This window comes from Streptomyces sp. NRRL S-646 (assembly GCF_000720765.1).
Taxonomy (GTDB): domain Bacteria; phylum Actinomycetota; class Actinomycetes; order Streptomycetales; family Streptomycetaceae; genus Streptomyces.
Genome location: NZ_JODC01000023.1, coordinates 1 through 16,459, shown reverse-complemented (window position 1 = coordinate 16,459; position 16,459 = coordinate 1). Strand labels below are relative to the sequence as shown.

The window sequence follows — 16,459 nt, the reverse complement described above, 5'->3', positions numbered from 1 at the left end:
GCTGTCACCGGAAACCTGAACGCATCCTGACTGCGGTGCCGTCACAGGGCTCTCGTACGGACCAGTCCGGCCAGCACCAGCAGCCCCGGCACCAGCGGCAGCCATACGGTCAGCAATCGGTATCCGAGTACGACCGACACACTCGCCGAGCCCGGGGCGCCCGCCGTGGTCAGCGCCCAGGCGAGCGCGGCGTCCAGTGAGCCGAGGCCGCCGGGGGTCGGCAACAGGACGGCGGCGCTGCTCGCGGCGAGGTAGGCGAGCGCGATGCGCCCTGCGGGAAGAGGTACGTCCAGGGCGTGGACCACGGCGACCACGACCGCCGTGTGCAGGGCCGCGAAGGCCAGCGAGCCGCCCCACAGGGCCACCGCCCGCCGAGGGTTCTCGTGCACGGCACGTACGTCGGCCGCCGCGCAGGCCAGCGCCCGCCGCAGCCGCGTCCGCCGCACAAGCAGGACGGCCACGGGCAGCGCCGCCGCTGCCGCCAGCGCGCCGGCCAGCAGCTTCGGTCCGCCCACCGGCGGCAGCCGCAGTACGCCGGGGCAGGCCAGGGCGAGCACCGCCATCAGGGCGACCCGCACGACGGCTCCGGCGGTGGACTTGACCGCGAGGGCCGTGGCCGCCCGGCCGGGTGCCAGTCCGCAGCGCATCAGGAACCGCACATTGACCGCGCCCGCTCCCAGTCCGGCGGGCAGCAGATGGTTGGCCGCGGAGGCCGCGAACTGCACCGTGAGCAGCCGGCCGGCGGGCAGCGCCTCCCGCACCGCGCCCTGTTGCGCGAGCGCCGCGCACCCCCAGGTCAGCAGGGTGAGCAGGGCCGCGAGCAGCAGCCAGCCCCGGTCGGCGGCGGCCAGCCGGTCGGCGCCCGAGTCCAGGACGGCCCAGTGCCGGGCGGCGAGAGCGGCGGCGCCCGCGGTGAGGACGAGTGCGGCCGCGGTCTGCCACGGTGCGAGGCGCTCCGCGGATCGTGCCGAAGTGCGGCTGCGCCGCGGGGCCGCGATGGGCCGTCTTTCGTTCGCGGCTTCGTGGTGGCTGTTCGCGCCCCGCGGCGGAGCCGCAGACTGATACAGCCCCGCGCCCCTTTGGGGCGCTGCCGAGCCGCACCGGATTTCGCCGACGGCCCCGTCCACGGGCGTGGTCATCCGTGCCCGCCCTTCCGTACGACGCCGGGAGCGAGGTACGCGTAGCCGCCCGTCAAGCGGTGTGGCTGCCAAGTGCGGGCGTACGACGGCGGGTGGACGAGGTGCGTGGTGAGGAGGGCGACCGGCATCCGGCGGGCGGTTCGGGCGAGTTCCGCGGGGGTGGTGTTGGCGTCGTGGCCGCCGGTGTGGGCGGAGGCGCAGCCCGCGGCGAAGGCGACCGGTACGGATTCGGCGCCGGTGACCAGGCATGGTGGGTGTACGCCGAGACGGCGCAGGTCCGCGGCGGTACGGCCCCAGACCCGGTGCTCGGCGGTGGTTCGGGACACGGCGCGCTCCAACACGGCGAACTGGACGGCCAGATGGCCCGCGAGCCCCACGGCCACCAGCGTCACGGCCACCGTCCGCCAACGCCCGCTCGGCGCGGTGACCAGACGGGCCAGGGCGTCCGCGACCGGGATCGCGAGCAGGGCGTACGCGGGCAGCAGGAAGCGGGGTGCGGCGTAGCCGATCAGGAAGAGGTACGGCACGGCAGCGGTGGCCGCGCAGGCCAGCGGCAGCAGCGTGGCCGTCGTGCGGCGGGCCCGTACCGCGATCACCAGAGCGGCGGCGGCGAGGAGCGGGAGGACGAACCACCAGGCGATCACCGGTGGGCTCGCGATCGCCCCCGTGCACGGGCGGCACAGGGCCCGTCCGCCGAGGCTGCGCAGCTGGTCGGCGACGGCGTTGTGCAGGCCCAGGCCGCCCTGGATGCGGGAGCCCGCGGCCAGCCGGGCGCCGACGCCGCCGTAGTCGACGTACGCCTCGACGATCCACTCGGTCGCCCCCGCCGCAAGGCCGGTGACCAGAGCCGTCAGCAGCCGCAGGTGGCGGTGGGGGCGGACGCACAGCACGAGCGCGAGCAGCGGAAGCGTGACCCAGACCGCGTCCGTGGGCCGCATCCACGCCATCAGTGCCGTACCGGCGGCCACGCCCCACAGGGCACCGCGCCGGCCGCGGTCGGAGCGGGCGTGCAGGAAGAAGCCCACGGTGGCCGACGCGCCCACGGCCACCCAGTAGTTGGGCATGGCCTGCGGGCCGTAGAAGAGGGTGATCCACAGTGAGGCGAACAGGGCGCCGCCGACCGCGATCACCCGCACCGGGAACAGGCCCCGCCAGGCTCGCAGGGCCCAGTACAGACCGAGCCCGGACAGGACCGCCAAGTACACCCGCAGCAGCGCGGTGGACGACGACCAGGAGGCGAGGGGAGCCACCAGCAGGGTGATGCCGCGGGCGCGCGGTGCGCTGAAGAAGGCCGCCGGGGCGTGCGTGCTCACCTGGCTGACGTACACCGCCTCGTCCCAGCCCAGGCCCATCCCGGGCCGCACCAGGGCGAGTTGGAGCAGTGTGAAGGCCGCCGCCACGGCCGCGAGCCACCACTCGCCCGCAGAGCGCCATGGAGGCCGGGCGGCCGACGGCGGCCCGTGCCGGGTGGCGCGGGTCGGAGCGGCGTTGGAGGTCCTCGTCATCGTTCACCCATCCGGCCCTACAAGTTGTAGGGTTGATCTCACCCTACAGGCTGTAGGTAGGCGCGGAACCGGAGGCGGGTAAGGGGCCGGTGCGACTTGGTGACCGTCGGACCCTACGCACCGTAAGGTGGTGGCCATGGCAGGCACGACTTCCCGCGGCAGGGGCGAGCGACGCAGCCCCGGTGAGCTGGAGAGCGAGGTCCTCGCCACCCTCTGGGCGACGGACCGGGCCCTCACGCCTGCCGAGATCCAGGCCGACCTCGGCGGCGACCTCGCCTACAACACCGTGCACACGATCCTGCGGCGGCTGCACGACAAGAGCCTCGTCCTGCGGGACGCCGACGGCCGGCGCGGCGCCTACCGCCCGGCGAAGAACGCGGCCCAGATGACGGCCGAGGCCATGCACCAGGCCCTGGACCGCGGCCCCGACCCGATAGCCGCCCTCCAGCAGTTCGTCACGGGCCTGAGCCCGGCGGAGGAGTCCGCGCTGCGTGCACTCCTCGGCGAGAGCGGTGCGTGAGGCGGCGGCCGCAGGCGCAGTGGCAACGGGAGCAGTGGGCGAAGGGGAGGCGGAGCGGGACATGAGGATCGACGTCTACACCCCGCTCCTGCTGTCCCTGCTGCTCGCCATCGTCAGCCCGCAGGTCGGCCTGCGCCTCGCGCCCGCTCCGGCGGCCCGGGCCCTGACCGCGGCCGCCGTCCTCGCCGCGGGCGCCACCACCTGGGCGCTGGTCCTGCTGACCGTCACGCTCGTCGACGAGGCGCCGCCGGTCGTCGCCGACGCCCGTGAGGACGGCAAGGTGCTGCCCGATCCGGTCCCCGAAGTCGTCGCGCTCGCCGCGCTCGTGGTTCTCGCGGTCGCCGCCTGCCGGGTCCTGCGGGCGGTCCGCGCCGAACGCGCCACCCGCCGCACCCTGCGCCGCCTGTGCGAGGGCCACCCGGACGGCACCGAACTCGTCGTGGCGGCCTCACCGACCGCGCAGGCGTTCGCGGTGCCCGGAACCCCGGGCCGGATCCTGGTCACCTCCGCCATGCTCGCGGCCCTGCGCCCCGCCGAACGCCGCGTGCTGCTCGCCCACGAGCGCGCCCACCTCGCCCACCGCCACTCCCTGCTCGTCCACGCGGTCACCCTCGCCGCGGCGGCGAACCCGCTGCTCGTGCCGGTACGGACGACGGTCGCCTACCTGGTGGAGCGCTGGGCCGACGAACAGGCCGCCACCGCGGTCGGCGACCGCCGGACCACGGCGCAGGCCCTGGCCCGAGCCGCCCTTGTCGCACACCGCCCCGGCTGCGCACTGCACTTCTCCGACCGCGCCGTCACCCGCCGCGTCGCCGCCCTGCAGACGGCCCCGCCGCCCCACCTGCGCCGGATCGCCGCGGCGGTACTGGCCCTCGGAGTCCTGCCCGCACTCGGCGCGGCGGACGCCACGGGGGATCTGCTGCAGCTTCTGGGGAGCGTGCTGACGTAAGGCGGACGCGCCCCGGCCTGATGGCGGACTGGCGCTCGCCTCAGCGCGCCCCTGCCGTCGCCCTCCGTACCCCCGCCACAACTCCCACCGCCAGGCACGCCGTCACCACCGCCAGCGCCCCGAACCCGTACGTCAGGGTCGCAGCGGCTGCCACCCCCGCCACCAGCAACGGCCCGCCCGCATCCCCCAGTTCGCGCCCGAGTTCCGCCGCGCCCATCGTCTGCCCGAGCCGTTCCTGCGGGGGCGCCGAGGCCAGGGTCGCGAAGCCCAGTGGGGTGATCAGGCCCGTGCCGGTGCCGATGAGGGCGGCGGCGAGCAGGACGCCGGTCAGGCCGGGCAGCATCGCGCAGGCCAGACCGGTCGCCGCGAGCAGCAGCCCGGCGGTGAGCCCGGTGCTTGCGGTGAGCCGCCCCGCGTCCAAGGCCCGCCCGGCACGCGGCTGCACGACCGCCGCGCAGGCGGCCAGCACCGACACCGCGGCACCCGTCGCCACCGTCCCGAACCCCGCCACCGCACCGGACACCGGGAGAAAGCCCACCCCGGCCGACAGCGCGGCGGTGGCCCCCGCGAGCGCGGCCGTCGGCACGAGAAACGCCGGGTCCGTCAGCCGCCGCGCCAGATCCAGCACGGTCTGCCGGGCCCGCGGAAGCGGCGCTACGACGGGTACGGCGACCAGGGCCCACACCGCAACGGCGGCACCGAGGACCGCCAGCACGGCGAACAGCAGCCGCAGCTCGCCCGCCCACACCAGCACCCCGCCGATCAGTGGCCCGAGCGTGTAGCCGACGGACTTGTAGAAGCCGTAACTCCCGAAGACCCGCCCGTGCTTGGCCGCGGGATTGAGTCGCGCCACCAGCGCGGACGCGGCCGGCGAGAACGCGGACGCCGCCGCCCCCTGCCCGAGCCGCGCCGCCCACAGCCACCCCGGGCTGTCCGCGAGGACGTACACCGCGGACGCGGCGGCGAAGGCCACCAGCCCGCCGAGCAGCACCGGCCGCGCCCCGACCCGGTCGGCCACCGTGCCGAACACCGGCTTCAGCACGACCTCCGCACCGTCATAGAGCGCGAGCAGGCCGCCCAGGACGAGCAGCGAGGTGACCGCGCCCTTTCCGGCACCCCCTAGGTTCGCGGCGATACCGTGCGCCCCGAAGGCGGTGGTGAACCCCGCCGCGTACAGCGGCCACATCGGTCGCTGCCGTCCACGGTCCATGGAGGGCAGCGTACCCACCGCGTACCGTGCAGAGGAGGGGGTGATCCGGACCGGTCCAGCCCACACCACCTTGATGTCGGATTCTCGCCAGCCTCCGTCCTGCCCATCGCTGATGCTGGACGCATGCAGAACGGGATGCACACCGACCGAGAGCGCTGCGTACGCGCAGTCCAGTCCAAGGACGCCCGCTTCGACGGCTGGTTCTTCACGGCGGTCCTGACCACCCGCATCTACTGCCGGCCCAGCTGCCCGGTGGTACCGCCCAAGCCCGAGAACATGACCTTCTACCCGAGCGCGGCCGCCTGCCAGCAGGCCGGATTCCGGGCCTGCAAGCGCTGCCGCCCCGACACCAGCCCCGGCTCCCCGGAGTGGAACCAGCGCGCCGACCTCGTGGCCCGCGCCATGCGCCTGATCGCCGACGGCGTCGTGGACCGCGACGGCGTCCCAGGCCTCGCCGCCCGCCTCGGCTACAGCACCCGCCAGATCGAACGCCAGCTGCTCGCCGAACTAGGCGCCGGCCCGCTCGCGCTTGCCCGCGCCCAACGCGCACAGACGGCACGCCTGTTGATCGAGACGACCGTCCTCCCCATGGCAGAGATCGCCTTCGCCGCCGGCTTCTCCTCGATCCGCACCTTCAACGACACCGTGCGCGAGGTCTTCGCGCTCGCCCCGAGCGAACTGCGGGCCCGGCTGCCCAAGAAGAGGAACCCCCAGTCCGCCACGCCGGGCACGCTCACCCTCCGCCTGCCGTTCCGCACCCCCCTCAACCCCGAGAACCTCTTCGGCCACCTCGCCGCCACCGCCGTACCCGGCGTGGAGGAGTGGCGGGACGGCGCCTACCGCCGCACCCTCCGCCTTCCCTACGGCCACGGCATCGCCACCCTGGCCCCCGAGCCCGACCACATCGCCTGCCGCCTCACCCTCAGCGATCTGCGCGACCTGCCCGTCGCCATCAGCCGCTGCCGCCGCATGCTCGACCTGGACGCCGACCCGGTCGCGATCGACGACCAGCTCCGCACGGACCCCCTGCTCGCCCCGCTGGTCGACAAGGCCCCAGGCCGACGCGTCCCGCGCACGGTCGACGAGGCGGAGTTCGCCGTACGGGCCGTACTCGGTCAGCAGGTCTCCACGGCCGCTGCCCGCACCCACGCCTCCCGCCTGGTCATGGCGCACGGCGACCCGATCGACGACCCCGAGGGCGGCCTCACCCACCTCTTCCCCACCCCCGAAGCACTCGCCGCCCTCGATCCCGAGTCCCTGGCCATGCCCCGCACCCGTCGCACGACCTTCACCACCCTGGTACGCCAACTCGCCGACGGAACCGTCCACTTGGGCCCGGAGAGCGACTGGCCCGAAACCCGCGCCCAGCTCCTCGCCCTCCCCGGCTTCGGACCCTGGACGGTCGACGTCATCGCCATGCGCGCCCTCGGCGACCCCGACGCCTTCCTCCCCACGGATCTCGGCATCCGCCGCGCCGCCCAGGACCTGGGCCTCCCGTCCACCCCGTCGGCCCTCACCGCCCGCGCGGCGGCCTGGCGCCCCTGGCGGGCGTACGCGGTCCAGTACCTCTGGGCGACCGACAGCCACCCGATCAACTTCCTTCCCGTATAAGGACGTTCGCGATGAGCCCCGTGAAACACCACACCGTGATCGACAGCCCGTACGGCCCCCTCACCCTCGTCGCCGACAACGGCGTCCTGTGCGGCCTCTACATGACCGCCCAACGCCACCGCCCACCGGAGGAGTCCTTCGGCGCACGGGAGGACACGCTCTTCGACGAGACGGAGGAACAACTGGAAGCCTACTTCGCGGGCGAGTTGAAGGAGTTCACCGTCGAACTCAGCCTGCACGGAACGCCGTTCCAACGTTCCGTCTGGGACCAACTCCGCAAGATCCCCTACGGCGAAACCTGTTCGTACGGCGACCTGGCCGACGCCCTGGGCAACCCGTCCGCCTCCCGCGCGGTCGGCCTCGCCAACGGCAAGAACCCGATCGGCATCATCGTCCCCTGCCACCGAGTCGTCGGCGCCAACGGCAGCCTCACGGGCTACGGCGGCGGCCTGGACCGAAAACGACGACTTCTCGATTTCGAGCGGGGAACCGCCCTGTTCCAGCGGTAGGGCGTTGAAATCCGCTGTGCAGGCCCGGTCACCCTGATCAGGTATGACCCTGACCCCGAATCAGTTGTCAGGGTGTGGTGAGGGGTTACTCGGGGACGCTCCCGATGAACGGGGCTGCCGGGGCGCAGGAGACTCGTGGTCGGGCCGGACGTTCGCCGGTCCGACCGCCACCCTGGGAGAGCTCTGCCGTGAACTGCTCCGTGCGTCGTACCCGTTGGTCCACCGTGGCAGCAGCCGGCGCCGTGCTGGCCGCCCTCGCCGTGAGCGTGGCCGCCCCCGCCTCCGCCGCGATCCCGGCTGCGGCGCCTGCGACTTCGGCGGCCAGAACCCCGCTGCCCGCACTCGACCCGGTCGAGCTCAGGGCGGCCATCGGCGGTCTGCCCAGCGCGGACGTCACCGGCGCGCTGCTGCGGATCACCGGCAGTGCGGGCCACTGGTCGGGCACCTCGGGCGTGGGCGACCTGGAGACCGGCCAGGGCGTCCCGCGCAACGGGCACTTCCGGATCGGCAGCATCTCCAAGGTCTTCACGGCGACCGTCGTGCTCCAACTCGCCGCCGAGCACCGGATCGACCTGGACACCCCCGTCCAGCACTACCTGCCGGGCGTGCTGCCGGCGGACCTTCCGCCGGTCACCGTGGCTCAGCTGCTCAACCACACCAGCGGCCTGCCGCGCGCGGCCGACAGCCCGGACTTCGGCGACGGCAGCCCCGAATGGTTCGCCGCCAACCGTCTGAAGAGCTTCACCCCGCAGCGGGTGATCGACCTGATGGCCGGTCAGCCGATGCAGTTCGCGCCGGGCACCGCGCAGCAGTACAACGGCATGAACTACTACGTCGCCGGCGTGCTGATCGAGAAGATCACCGGGCATACCTTCGCCCACGAGGTGCAGTCCCGGATCACCCGCCCCCTCGGCCTGCACGACACCTACGTCCCCGACGCGGACGACCCGACCCTGCCCGGCCCGCACGCGCACGGCTACCTGATGGTCAAGTCCGCGGACGGCACCAGGCACCCGGTGGACGTCACCGAGCAGAGCCCCTGGCCCTGGGCCGAGGGCGGCATGATCTCCACCCCCGCCGACCTCGACCGCTTCATGACCCAGCTGTTCCGCGGCCGTCTCCTTCCGCCGGCCCAGCAGGCCGAGCTCTTCGCGGTTCCCGACGTCCCCAGCTACCACAGCAGCCAGTGCCGCACCCGGACGGACGCCGGCCGGGCCTGCATGACCATGGGCCTGATGCGGGTCGAGGCCTCCAACGGAGTCGTGGTCTGGGGCAAGACCGGCTCCCGCCCCGGCTGCACCAGCGGCGTCTTCGCGACCCGCGACCTCTCCCGCAAGATCGTCTACTCCCTCAACCCCGACAACCTCGACGGCACCGAGATGCGCTACATCCAGCAGATCGCCGCAGCCTCCTTCGGCACCGTCGTCCCGGCCGGGAGCTGACACGGCGTCCGTCGTAGACGCGCCGGACGGCGGCCCCGGCCCTAGCTGCGGCTCTCCGCGTTCAGCCGGTCCAGGAGTTCGGGCAGCGCGGTGCCGATGGGTTCGTGGATCACTTCGTCGGCCCGGTCGTCGTACGGCGTCGGGTCGGCGTTGACGATGACGAGCCGTGCGCCGTGGTCCGCGGCGATGCCGGCGAGTCCGGCCGCGGGCTGCACCTGCAGGCTGGTGCCGACGGCGACGAACACGGAGCAGGCCTTGGTGATGGCGAGAGCCTCACCGAGGACCACCGGGTCGAGCCGCTCGCCGAACATCACCGTCGCCGACTTGAGAATGCCCCCGCACTCCAGGCACGCCGGGTCGTCCTCCCCGGCCTCGACCCGGGCGAGCGCATCCTCCATCGGCCCGCGCGCATGACACCCGGTGCACACGAAACTCCGCGCTGAGCCGTGCAGTTCGAGCACCTTGCGGGCAGCCAACCCGGCGAGCTGATGCAGCCCGTCGACGTTCTGCGTGATCACACGCACGGGCACCCCGGACCGCTCCAACTCCGCCACGGCCCGGTGCGCGGCGTTCGGCTCGGCCTTCAGAGTCCGGTTCTTGCGCCGCATCTGCCACGACCGCCGCCGGATCTCCGGATCGCCCATGTAGTACTCGTACGTCACGAGCTTCTCGGCCTCGGGATCCTTCCGCCACAGCCCGTTCGGGCCGCGGTAGTCGGGGATTCCGGAGTCCGTCGAGATACCGGCACCGCTGAGGATCGCGACGAGGGGCTTGCTCATGGCACCGAGGGTAGGACGGCGGACCGGGTGGGGCGAACGGATATTCGTGCGCGCCGTCCAGTGCTAGGTTCCGGCCATGGCCATGGTCACCGTCTCGCTCGATGCCGAACTCGTCGTGGAAGTCATGGTCCTCGCGGGTGTCGGCAGCCCTCAGGACGCCGTCGAGCTCGTAGTCCGCGACTACATCGAGCGCGGCCACCGGACCGAGGCCCGGGTTGCCGCGCGCGACGAGGGGCTGCACGAGGTGCACGTCAAGCCCCGCGACCCCGAGGGGTGAGCCGACGCCCGGTCAGGCCACCCGCTGTCCGTTCTCCAGCTCGGCCGTGCCCGAACCCTCCGCGAGGACGTCCAGGGCGACCCGGACGCGATGGCCGAGGGTGCCCAGCAGGTAGTCGTCGAGCTCCTCGCGGGGCACGAGGCGCCAGGACAGCAGTTCCTCCTCCTGGAGGCGGATCGCCTTGAGATCGTCCTCGTCGAGGACACCGCCGTCGTACAGGTAGGCCACCAGTGGCGGCCAGCTCGGCTTGTACACCCAGTCGACCGCGAGCAGCGGGCCCAGTTCGCGGTCGAGACCGATCTCCTCGAGCGTCTCGCGGCGCGCGCCCTGGCGCGGGGTCTCGCCGTCGTCGGACTCGATCGTGCCGCCCGGCAGCGCCCAGCCCTCACGGTAGTTGGGCTCGACGAGCAGCACCCGGCCCTCGGCGTCACGGAAGAGGGCGGCGGCCCCGGCGAGAATGCGGGGCAGGCCGGCGAGGTACGTGGCGAAGTCTGGCGTGGAGGTCATCCAGGAAGGGTAACCAGCTCGCGCAGTCGCCTCTCGCCCTCACTTGCCAGGCCGGGCAAGTGACAGACCAGTCTCGGCCCTCGGTTAGATCTCCGCCTCCGCCAGCTGCACCGTCCGCTCCGCCAGTTCGCTGATGCGCACCCCGTCGAAGCCGAACACCGCGCTGCGGACGGTGTCCTCCAGCGGCTCCTTCCACTGCGCCGACCGTCGTGAGCGTGTCCTCCCAGGTCATCCGCGTGTCGTGGAGGGAGACGACCCGCCGCACGGTACGGGCGAGCCGGCTGCTCGCCGGGATGACGGCCAGGGCCTGGTCGACCGCGTGCCGCACGGTGGGCGCAGTGAACGCCGCCGCGATCAGCGCCGCTGCCCACATCGCGCCGTACACGCTGAAACCCCGTTCTTGGCGCTACCCAGGAAGGGGTCAGGAAGTGACCCAGGGGAGGACCGATGACCACCGCCACAGCAGCGCTCACCGCCCGCGAGTACCTCCGCGTCAGCGTCGATACGCCGGGCACCGAGCGCAGCCCCGAGCAGCAGCACGCGGAGCACTCCAGGACGGCCGCCGACCTCGGCATCATCCTCGGCAAGCCCGACAACATCGGCTCCGCCAGCCGCTACGCCAGTTCGGCGCCGACCCGCTGTGGCTGTGGGAGTCCTCGCGCGGCAGCCGGAAGACCGGCGAGTGGGTGACGCTGCTCGACCTGTGCGAGGAGAAGGGCGTGCGCTTCTACATGCAGACCCGCGAGCGCATCCTCGACCCCCGCAACGGCAACGACCGGCGGACGCTGCTGCTGGACGCGGTCGACTCCGAGTACGAGAGCTACAAGACCCACAAAAGGGTCACGCGCGGCGTGAAGACCAACCTCAACCACCCCGGCGGAGCCAGGGGCCACGGCGTGTGCCCCTTCGGCTACGAGCGCGACTACGAGCGTGTTCAGGACGCCAGTGGCCGCCGGGTCATGCGCCCCACCGAGCAGATGCCCAAGCGCGACGAGGCGCAGGCCGTCATCGAGCTGTTCTTCCGCATCCGGGCCTGGCACTCCATGGCCGCCGTCGAGCGGGAGGTGCAGGACATCCTCAAGGACGGTGACCGGCGCACCAACTTCTCCGGCGGTGCCCTGCACGCCTTCAGCGGCGCGCACGTGTGCGACGTCTGCGACGCCCCCGTGACGGCGCCGGCCTACCAGTGCCACGGCAAGGGCTGCACCCGCATCAACAAGGAGGACACGGACCGCGTGCTCCGTGCGGTCGTGCTCGGGTACCTGGCCCGACCGGACGTCTACCAGGACGTCACGCCGCAGGACGGCGGCACGGAGCTGGCTACCGTGCAGGCCGAACTGATCCTGAAGCAGAGCCAGTTGGAGGCGTTCGAGGGCGAGGACCCCGAGACCCCGGCCGAGGCGCGGCTCATCGGCCGCAAGATCGAGAGGCTGAGCGGGGAGATCCGCGAGCTGGAGACCCGCGAGGCGGAGCTGGCGCCCATCCCCTCGCCGCTGGCGGCCCTGTTCGACTACGGGCCCGACGTCGAGCAGCGCTGGGACGCCACGCCCGTGGAGGAGCAGCGCTCCATCGCCTGCATGCTGCTGGCGCCTGACGTCCTCGGACAAGTGCGGGTCAAGCAGGTGTCCGCCAGCGCCTCGCCGAACGTCACCGACCGGTTCAGGTGGGTGGACGCCGACGGGCGCGACGTGACCCCGGCGAGTCGCTGAGCGGCCGTCTCCGGACCGTTCCCGGGCTGCTGGCCCAAACGCCACCAGCCCGCGCGCTCGTCGACGACCAGGCGCTGATGCGGGCGGGCTTCCGGGCGCTCCTGGAGGCCGAGGACGGCGTCGAAGGTGGTGGGAGAGGCGGCGGACGGGGAACAGGGCCTGGAGCTGATCCGCGCCCGGATCCCCGACATCGCGCTGATCGACGTACAGATGCCGGTGATGTCGGGCATAGAGGCGGCGCGGCGGATCGCGGCGGAACCCGCCCTGTCGGCGGTCCGCGTGGTGATCCTGACGAACTACGGCCTCAACGAGTACGTCTTCGAGGCCCTGCGGGCAGGTGCCAGCGGCTTCCTGCTGAAGGACACCGAACCCGCCGACCTGCTCGAGGCGATCGAGGTGGTGGCGCGGGGCGAGGCCCTGCTGTCCCCCTCGGTCACCCGCACCCTGATCGGTGAGTTCGTCTCCCGCCCACCGGACCGCGCGACGCCCCCCGGCCTGGAATGCCTGACCCGCCGCGAACGCGAGGTGACGGCCCTGGCCGCGAGAGGTCTGACGAACGAGGAGATCGCCGAGCACATGGTGATCAGCCCGTTCACGGCGAAGACCCACATCAGCCGTGCGATGACGAAGCTGGGGGCGCGGGATCGGGCGCAGTTGGTGGTGTTCGCGTATGAGTCGGGGCTGGTGGCGGTGCGGGGCGCGGATCACCGGCTCTGAACTCAAGGGCGGTCAATGAGACCTGAAAGTCAGGGTGCTTCCCTGCTTTTCCTTGCGTCCCCACGACGGAACAGTTTTCTTTCGCGTGAAAGGGTAAAGAAGGACGGCGGGCGAGAGCGGCATGTTTTCCCGCCTCCTGAACGGGCGAGGAGCCGAAGGGGAATTCGTGACTGCCGCCCCGCGCGGCCGGTTGCGGCGGCCCATTTCCCACTTCCCGCAGAGGTAAACCAAGGGGCCGACATCGTTATCGGGCCGTTATTGACGATGGTCGGGGTGCGGTGCCTGTGGCGTTTCAGCACGTGGACGGTCGGGTTACGGTCGTTCGACTCCCCCTTCGCGTGCCGTGGCGCCGCAACGCAGGGGCCCGGGGGTGTGCAAGTTGCCCGGCCGGTGCAGATGTGACCGTACCGAACCGTCCCTGCCGAACCATTTCTACGCGCGATGACCGAACCCACTCGGCGGGGGTACCGCAGTGTTTCCCCGCCGGTCCTGGTCATCGTTGACACCGGAATGCGGCCCACCTAATGTCGCCGACAGCGGGGCAGAAAATAATCGACCATTTATCGCAAGGTCTTCTGTTTTCTGTTCCGCGCAGTCGAAATTAATTTCCCGTGTTGACCGCTCAGGAGAAAAATTCGATGCTCCCCCACGTCGATCGTCCGGCCATGGTCAGCGGCCATTCGGAATTCCCGCGCAACGTCCGTCGTGGAGAGCGGCGGCCCAGTGCCCCGCAGCATGTCACCTGCATGGCGAGCCTGGACGCCGGTCTCAGGATAGAAGCGGCGAACGCCGACTTCTTCCGTCATGTCGCCCGCTCCTCGACGGAGATCTGCGGACGCAGCATCTACGACGTCCTGCATCCGAGCGCGCGCAACATCCTCCCGAAACACTTCACACGTCTGTCCGACGGTCATGGCAGCCGCTTCGTCGAGCGCGTGGTCGCAATGCGCGGCCACGACCGGGTCTTCTCGGCGGAGATCACCGGCATCGCTGTGAAGGGCGAGAGGGACGACCTTTCCGGTGTCGTCCTCCTGATGAGCCCGGAGGACGAGCCGGCCGAGGCGGCGGAGGGGCCCGCCAAGCCGGGGCCGATGCTCACGGCGCTGGATGCCCGCATTCTGGAGGGCGTCGCCACCGGCGCCTCGACCGTGCAGATGGCCTCACGTCTCTATCTCAGCCGCCAAGGCGTGGAATACCACGTGGGGCTGATGCTGCGCCGGTTCAAGGCCCCCAACCGTGCCGCGCTCGTCTCCCGCGCCTACTCGATGGGTGTCCTCACGGTCGGCAGCTGGCCGCCCCGTGCCGTACCCGACTTCGTGAAGTGACCCGCCCCACACCCGGTGTCGACGCCGGACTCCTGGCCGCGCCGGGAAGTCCGGCGTTTTCCATGGCCGCCCGGGTGGAGTCACCGAGGCGGTGCCCGCACCTCAGCGGCGGTGACCACCAATGCCCTCGTCGTCCGCGTCCGGCCACGGCAGGTGCGCATCAGGGCCGTCCTTGATCCGGACGACCTCCCTCGCACTCTTGCTGCGGTGCAACGCCGACAGGTGAACTCCGGCCCCGGGGACGTCCTCCATGTCCAACTGAAACCGGTCGAGGTCGTTCATCAGCCGGCGGACGTATGGTGAGTCGCCCTTGGCCAGCCGCAGTGATTCAAGGCTGCCGCGCAGCTTGATCAATGCATCGCGCAGGTCCGCGAGCTCCGCGTTCGTCATGCGTTCCCTCCGTCTTCTCCAGATGGGCCAGGACGCCGCCGCGCAAGGCGGCCCCGGACCCGGACACGTCACCGCGGTCCCCCGAGCGGTGTTGCGCTCATTCAGGAGGCAGAAGCCGCACGAGCGCAACACCCGGCGGCCTCCTCCCCGCCATGTCTGGGCGTTTCCCGAAAACACCGTCAGAAGAAAGCCCCTCGCACTCCGGATGCACCTCCGGGCCGCAGCGGGAATCTAGGGGCCGCCCTAGTCCATGCGCCCATAGCGTGGGGAGCCGGGCGGCCCCGTGATCCGCTGCCCGACGCATGACCCGGCGGCTACGGCCGTCACCTACGCCGTGCACCGTACGCATGCCGTGCACACGCCGTACCCGACGTCTGCGGTCCACACAGGCTGGGCCAACAAGCTGGTGGAGTGGAATGAGCGAGTCAGAACGCACTCGGTACGGGCTCAACGCCGCGCCCCGGCGTGCCATCGCCGTCATCGGCCTGGCCTGCCGCCTGCCCGGCGCCCCGAACCCGGAGGGCCTCTGGCGCCTGCTGCGCGCCGGAGACAGTGCCGTGCGTCCCACTCCCGCCGACCGGCTGAGGCTCGCCGGCGCGTCCGTCGAGAACGCGTCCGATGACGAAGCACCCCACTGGGGAGGATTCCTCGACGAAGTCGACCGTTTCGACGCCGGTTTCTTCGGTGTCGCGCCGCGCGAGGCCGACACCATGGACCCCCAGCAGCGCCTCGCCCTCGAACTCGCCTGGGAGGCCCTGGAGGACTCCCGCATCGTCCCCGCACACCTCGGTTCCACCAGCACCGGCGTGTTCATCGGGGCCGCCCACGACGACTACGCCACCCTCCTCCACGGGCTCGGACCCGAGAGCGTCACTCACCAGTCCTTCACCGGAACCCACCGTGCACTCATCGCCAACAGGCTCTCCTACCTGCTCGGCCTGCGCGGCCCCAGTCTCACCCTCGACTCGGCGCAGTCGTCCTCCCTCGTCGCCCTCCACCTCGCCTGCGAGAGCCTGCGCAGCGGCGACAGCGACATCGCTCTCGCGGGCGGTGTCAATCTGCAACTCGCCCCGGAGAGCAGCCTGTACCCGCACCGTCTCGGGGCGCTCTCGCCCGACGGCCGCTGCTACACCTTCGACGCCCGCGCCAACGGCTACGTCCGCGGGGAGGGCGGAGGCCTCGTCGTACTGAAGCCGCTCGACCGGGCCCTCGCCGATGGCGACCCCATCCGCGCCGTCATCCGTGGCAGCGCCGTCAACAACGACGGCGGCGGCGACACGCTCACGGCACCGGATCCGCACGCCCAGGAGGACGTCATCCGCCGTGCCCTGCGCAACGCCGGGGCGGCTCCGCATGACATCCAGTACGTCGAACTCCATGGAACCGGAACGCCGGTCGGAGACCCGGTGGAGGCCGCCGCCCTCGGCGCCGCCCTGGGCGAAGGAAGGGCGCTCGACCAGCCCCTGCGCGTCGGCTCGGTGAAGACCAACGTGGGCCATCTGGAAGGCGCGGCCGGAATCGCCGGCCTGCTCAAGACCGTACTGGCGCTCCAGCACCGAGAACTTCCACCCAGCCTCAACTTCGAGACGCCCCACCCCGACATCCCTCTCGATGCCCTCCACCTGCGGGTGCAGGACACCGCCGGCTCCTGGCCCAACCCCGATGCGCCCCTCATCGCTGGGGTGAGCGCCTTCGGGATGGGGGGGACCAATGCGCATGTGGTGTTGGAGGAACCTCCGGTTGTGCCCCCGGTCGGGTCCGGGGGTGATGCCGCTGCGCCGGTGTTCGGGGCTGGTGGTGTGGTGCCGTGGGTGGTGTCGGGTCGTGGTGGGGACGGGCTTGCCGGTCAGGCGGGTCGGTTGGCGTCGTT

General features: G+C 72.0%; 16 protein-coding genes and 2 pseudogenes. 11 read left to right on the top strand and 7 right to left on the bottom strand.

The features are described 5' to 3' along the window. Positions 1–41: 41 nt before the first annotated feature. Both IH68_RS0141890 and IH68_RS0141885 read right to left on the bottom strand, forming a co-directional pair. Entirely contained in the window at positions 42–1,139 is a 1,098-nt protein-coding gene (locus IH68_RS0141890; protein WP_234341764.1) for a lysylphosphatidylglycerol synthase domain-containing protein, read from the bottom strand. Continuing rightward, entirely contained in the window at positions 1,136–2,644 is a 1,509-nt protein-coding gene (locus IH68_RS0141885; RefSeq protein ID WP_030946912.1) for a hypothetical protein, read from the bottom strand. The genes IH68_RS0141890 and IH68_RS0141885 overlap by 4 nt, the downstream gene beginning before the upstream one ends. Positions 2,645–2,780: 136 nt before the next feature. On the opposite strand from IH68_RS0141885, the gene IH68_RS0141880 reads away from it, so the two are divergent. Beyond that, a complete protein-coding gene (locus IH68_RS0141880) occupies positions 2,781–3,164 on the top strand; it encodes a BlaI/MecI/CopY family transcriptional regulator (RefSeq protein ID WP_030946910.1) in 384 nt (127 codons plus the stop codon). Between the two features lie 61 nt (positions 3,165–3,225). Next, positions 3,226–4,113 carry a M56 family metallopeptidase gene (locus IH68_RS0141875; protein WP_030946904.1) on the top strand — a complete coding sequence of 296 codons (888 nt, stop codon included), beginning with the start codon at positions 3,226–3,228 and terminating at the stop codon, positions 4,111–4,113. Positions 4,114–4,153: 40 nt separating this feature from the next. Here IH68_RS0141875 and IH68_RS0141870 read toward each other — a convergent pair whose 3' ends face one another. After that, positions 4,154–5,299, bottom strand: coding sequence for an MFS transporter (locus tag IH68_RS0141870; protein WP_037886143.1), 1,146 nt, complete (start codon positions 5,297–5,299; stop codon positions 4,154–4,156). Between the two features lie 147 nt (positions 5,300–5,446). On the opposite strand from IH68_RS0141870, the gene IH68_RS0141865 reads away from it, so the two are divergent. From IH68_RS0141865 to IH68_RS0141855, 3 genes are all read left to right on the top strand, one after another. Beyond that, the gene (locus IH68_RS0141865; protein ID WP_030946898.1) at positions 5,447–6,934 is read left to right on the top strand and encodes an AlkA N-terminal domain-containing protein; all 1,488 of its coding nucleotides are present in this window, start codon (positions 5,447–5,449) and stop codon (positions 6,932–6,934) included. A gap of 20 nt (positions 6,935–6,954) precedes the next feature. Further along, positions 6,955–7,443: a methylated-DNA--[protein]-cysteine S-methyltransferase gene (locus IH68_RS0141860; RefSeq protein WP_030946897.1), complete on the top strand. Its 489-nt coding sequence runs from the start codon at positions 6,955–6,957 to the stop codon at positions 7,441–7,443. 224 nt (positions 7,444–7,667) lie between these two features. Continuing rightward, positions 7,668–8,885, top strand: coding sequence for a serine hydrolase domain-containing protein (locus IH68_RS0141855; protein ID WP_234341763.1), 1,218 nt, complete (start codon positions 7,668–7,670; stop codon positions 8,883–8,885). Between the two features lie 41 nt (positions 8,886–8,926). Here IH68_RS0141855 and IH68_RS0141850 read toward each other — a convergent pair whose 3' ends face one another. Further along, the gene (locus IH68_RS0141850) at positions 8,927–9,664 is read right to left on the bottom strand and encodes an SIR2 family NAD-dependent protein deacylase (RefSeq protein WP_030946894.1); all 738 of its coding nucleotides are present in this window, start codon (positions 9,662–9,664) and stop codon (positions 8,927–8,929) included. Between the two features lie 76 nt (positions 9,665–9,740). Between IH68_RS0141850 and IH68_RS0141845 the strand changes: the two genes are divergently transcribed. Beyond that, positions 9,741–9,941 carry a type II toxin-antitoxin system VapB family antitoxin gene (locus tag IH68_RS0141845; protein WP_030946892.1) on the top strand — a complete coding sequence of 67 codons (201 nt, stop codon included), beginning with the start codon at positions 9,741–9,743 and terminating at the stop codon, positions 9,939–9,941. A 12-nt stretch (positions 9,942–9,953) separates the two neighbouring features. Here IH68_RS0141845 and IH68_RS0141840 read toward each other — a convergent pair whose 3' ends face one another. Both IH68_RS0141840 and IH68_RS58655 read right to left on the bottom strand, forming a co-directional pair. Continuing rightward, positions 9,954–10,448, bottom strand: a complete 495-nt coding sequence (locus IH68_RS0141840; protein ID WP_030946890.1) for an NUDIX domain-containing protein — start codon at positions 10,446–10,448, stop codon at positions 9,954–9,956. Between the two features lie 84 nt (positions 10,449–10,532). After that, positions 10,533–10,842 (bottom strand): annotated as a pseudogene (locus tag IH68_RS58655) (ADP-ribosylglycohydrolase family protein); the annotation flags it as partial. A 53-nt stretch (positions 10,843–10,895) separates the two neighbouring features. On the opposite strand from IH68_RS58655, the gene IH68_RS58650 reads away from it, so the two are divergent. The 4 genes and pseudogenes from IH68_RS58650 (at position 10,896) to IH68_RS0141820 (ending at position 14,199) form a co-directional block, all read left to right on the top strand. After that, complete coding sequence (locus IH68_RS58650) at positions 10,896–11,138, top strand: hypothetical protein (protein ID WP_030946888.1); 243 nt, start codon at positions 10,896–10,898, stop codon at positions 11,136–11,138. Beyond that, on the top strand, positions 11,087–12,157 hold the full coding sequence (locus IH68_RS55805; protein WP_234341769.1) for a recombinase family protein: 1,071 nt from the start codon (positions 11,087–11,089) through the stop codon (positions 12,155–12,157). The genes IH68_RS58650 and IH68_RS55805 overlap by 52 nt, the downstream gene beginning before the upstream one ends. A gap of 77 nt (positions 12,158–12,234) precedes the next feature. Continuing rightward, positions 12,235–12,874: pseudogene (locus IH68_RS50745) on the top strand (response regulator). A gap of 746 nt (positions 12,875–13,620) precedes the next feature. After that, positions 13,621–14,199, top strand: a complete 579-nt coding sequence (locus IH68_RS0141820) for a helix-turn-helix transcriptional regulator (protein ID WP_030946884.1) — start codon at positions 13,621–13,623, stop codon at positions 14,197–14,199. 102 nt (positions 14,200–14,301) lie between these two features. On the opposite strand, the gene IH68_RS0141815 is transcribed toward IH68_RS0141820, so the two are convergent. Beyond that, a complete protein-coding gene (locus tag IH68_RS0141815) occupies positions 14,302–14,589 on the bottom strand; it encodes a hypothetical protein (RefSeq protein WP_030946881.1) in 288 nt (95 codons plus the stop codon). 416 nt (positions 14,590–15,005) lie between these two features. Between IH68_RS0141815 and IH68_RS50740 the strand changes: the two genes are divergently transcribed. Further along, positions 15,006–16,459, top strand: a 1,454-nt coding sequence (locus tag IH68_RS50740; RefSeq protein WP_037886141.1) for a polyketide synthase, incomplete at its 3' end; no start/stop codon positions are given.

What these genes read in the sequence shown, in the direction of transcription:
- IH68_RS0141890 (WP_234341764.1), bottom strand. Translation starts at nt 1,139, where the DNA reads ATGACCACGCCCGTGGACGGGGCCGTCGGCGAAATCCGGTGCGGCTCG.
- IH68_RS0141885 (WP_030946912.1), bottom strand. Translation starts at nt 2,644, where the DNA reads ATGACGAGGACCTCCAACGCCGCTCCGACCCGCGCCACCCGGCACGGG.
- IH68_RS0141880 (WP_030946910.1), top strand. Translation starts at nt 2,781, where the DNA reads ATGGCAGGCACGACTTCCCGCGGCAGGGGCGAGCGACGCAGCCCCGGT.
- IH68_RS0141875 (WP_030946904.1), top strand. Translation starts at nt 3,226, where the DNA reads ATGAGGATCGACGTCTACACCCCGCTCCTGCTGTCCCTGCTGCTCGCC.
- IH68_RS0141870 (WP_037886143.1), bottom strand. Translation starts at nt 5,299, where the DNA reads ATGTGGCCGCTGTACGCGGCGGGGTTCACCACCGCCTTCGGGGCGCAC.
- IH68_RS0141865 (WP_030946898.1), top strand. Translation starts at nt 5,447, where the DNA reads ATGCAGAACGGGATGCACACCGACCGAGAGCGCTGCGTACGCGCAGTC.
- IH68_RS0141850 (WP_030946894.1), bottom strand. Translation starts at nt 9,664, where the DNA reads ATGAGCAAGCCCCTCGTCGCGATCCTCAGCGGTGCCGGTATCTCGACG.
- IH68_RS0141845 (WP_030946892.1), top strand. Translation starts at nt 9,741, where the DNA reads ATGGCCATGGTCACCGTCTCGCTCGATGCCGAACTCGTCGTGGAAGTC.
- IH68_RS0141840 (WP_030946890.1), bottom strand. Translation starts at nt 10,448, where the DNA reads ATGACCTCCACGCCAGACTTCGCCACGTACCTCGCCGGCCTGCCCCGC.
- IH68_RS58650 (WP_030946888.1), top strand. Translation starts at nt 10,896, where the DNA reads ATGACCACCGCCACAGCAGCGCTCACCGCCCGCGAGTACCTCCGCGTC.
- IH68_RS0141820 (WP_030946884.1), top strand. Translation starts at nt 13,621, where the DNA reads ATGGCGAGCCTGGACGCCGGTCTCAGGATAGAAGCGGCGAACGCCGAC.
- IH68_RS0141815 (WP_030946881.1), bottom strand. Translation starts at nt 14,589, where the DNA reads ATGACGAACGCGGAGCTCGCGGACCTGCGCGATGCATTGATCAAGCTG.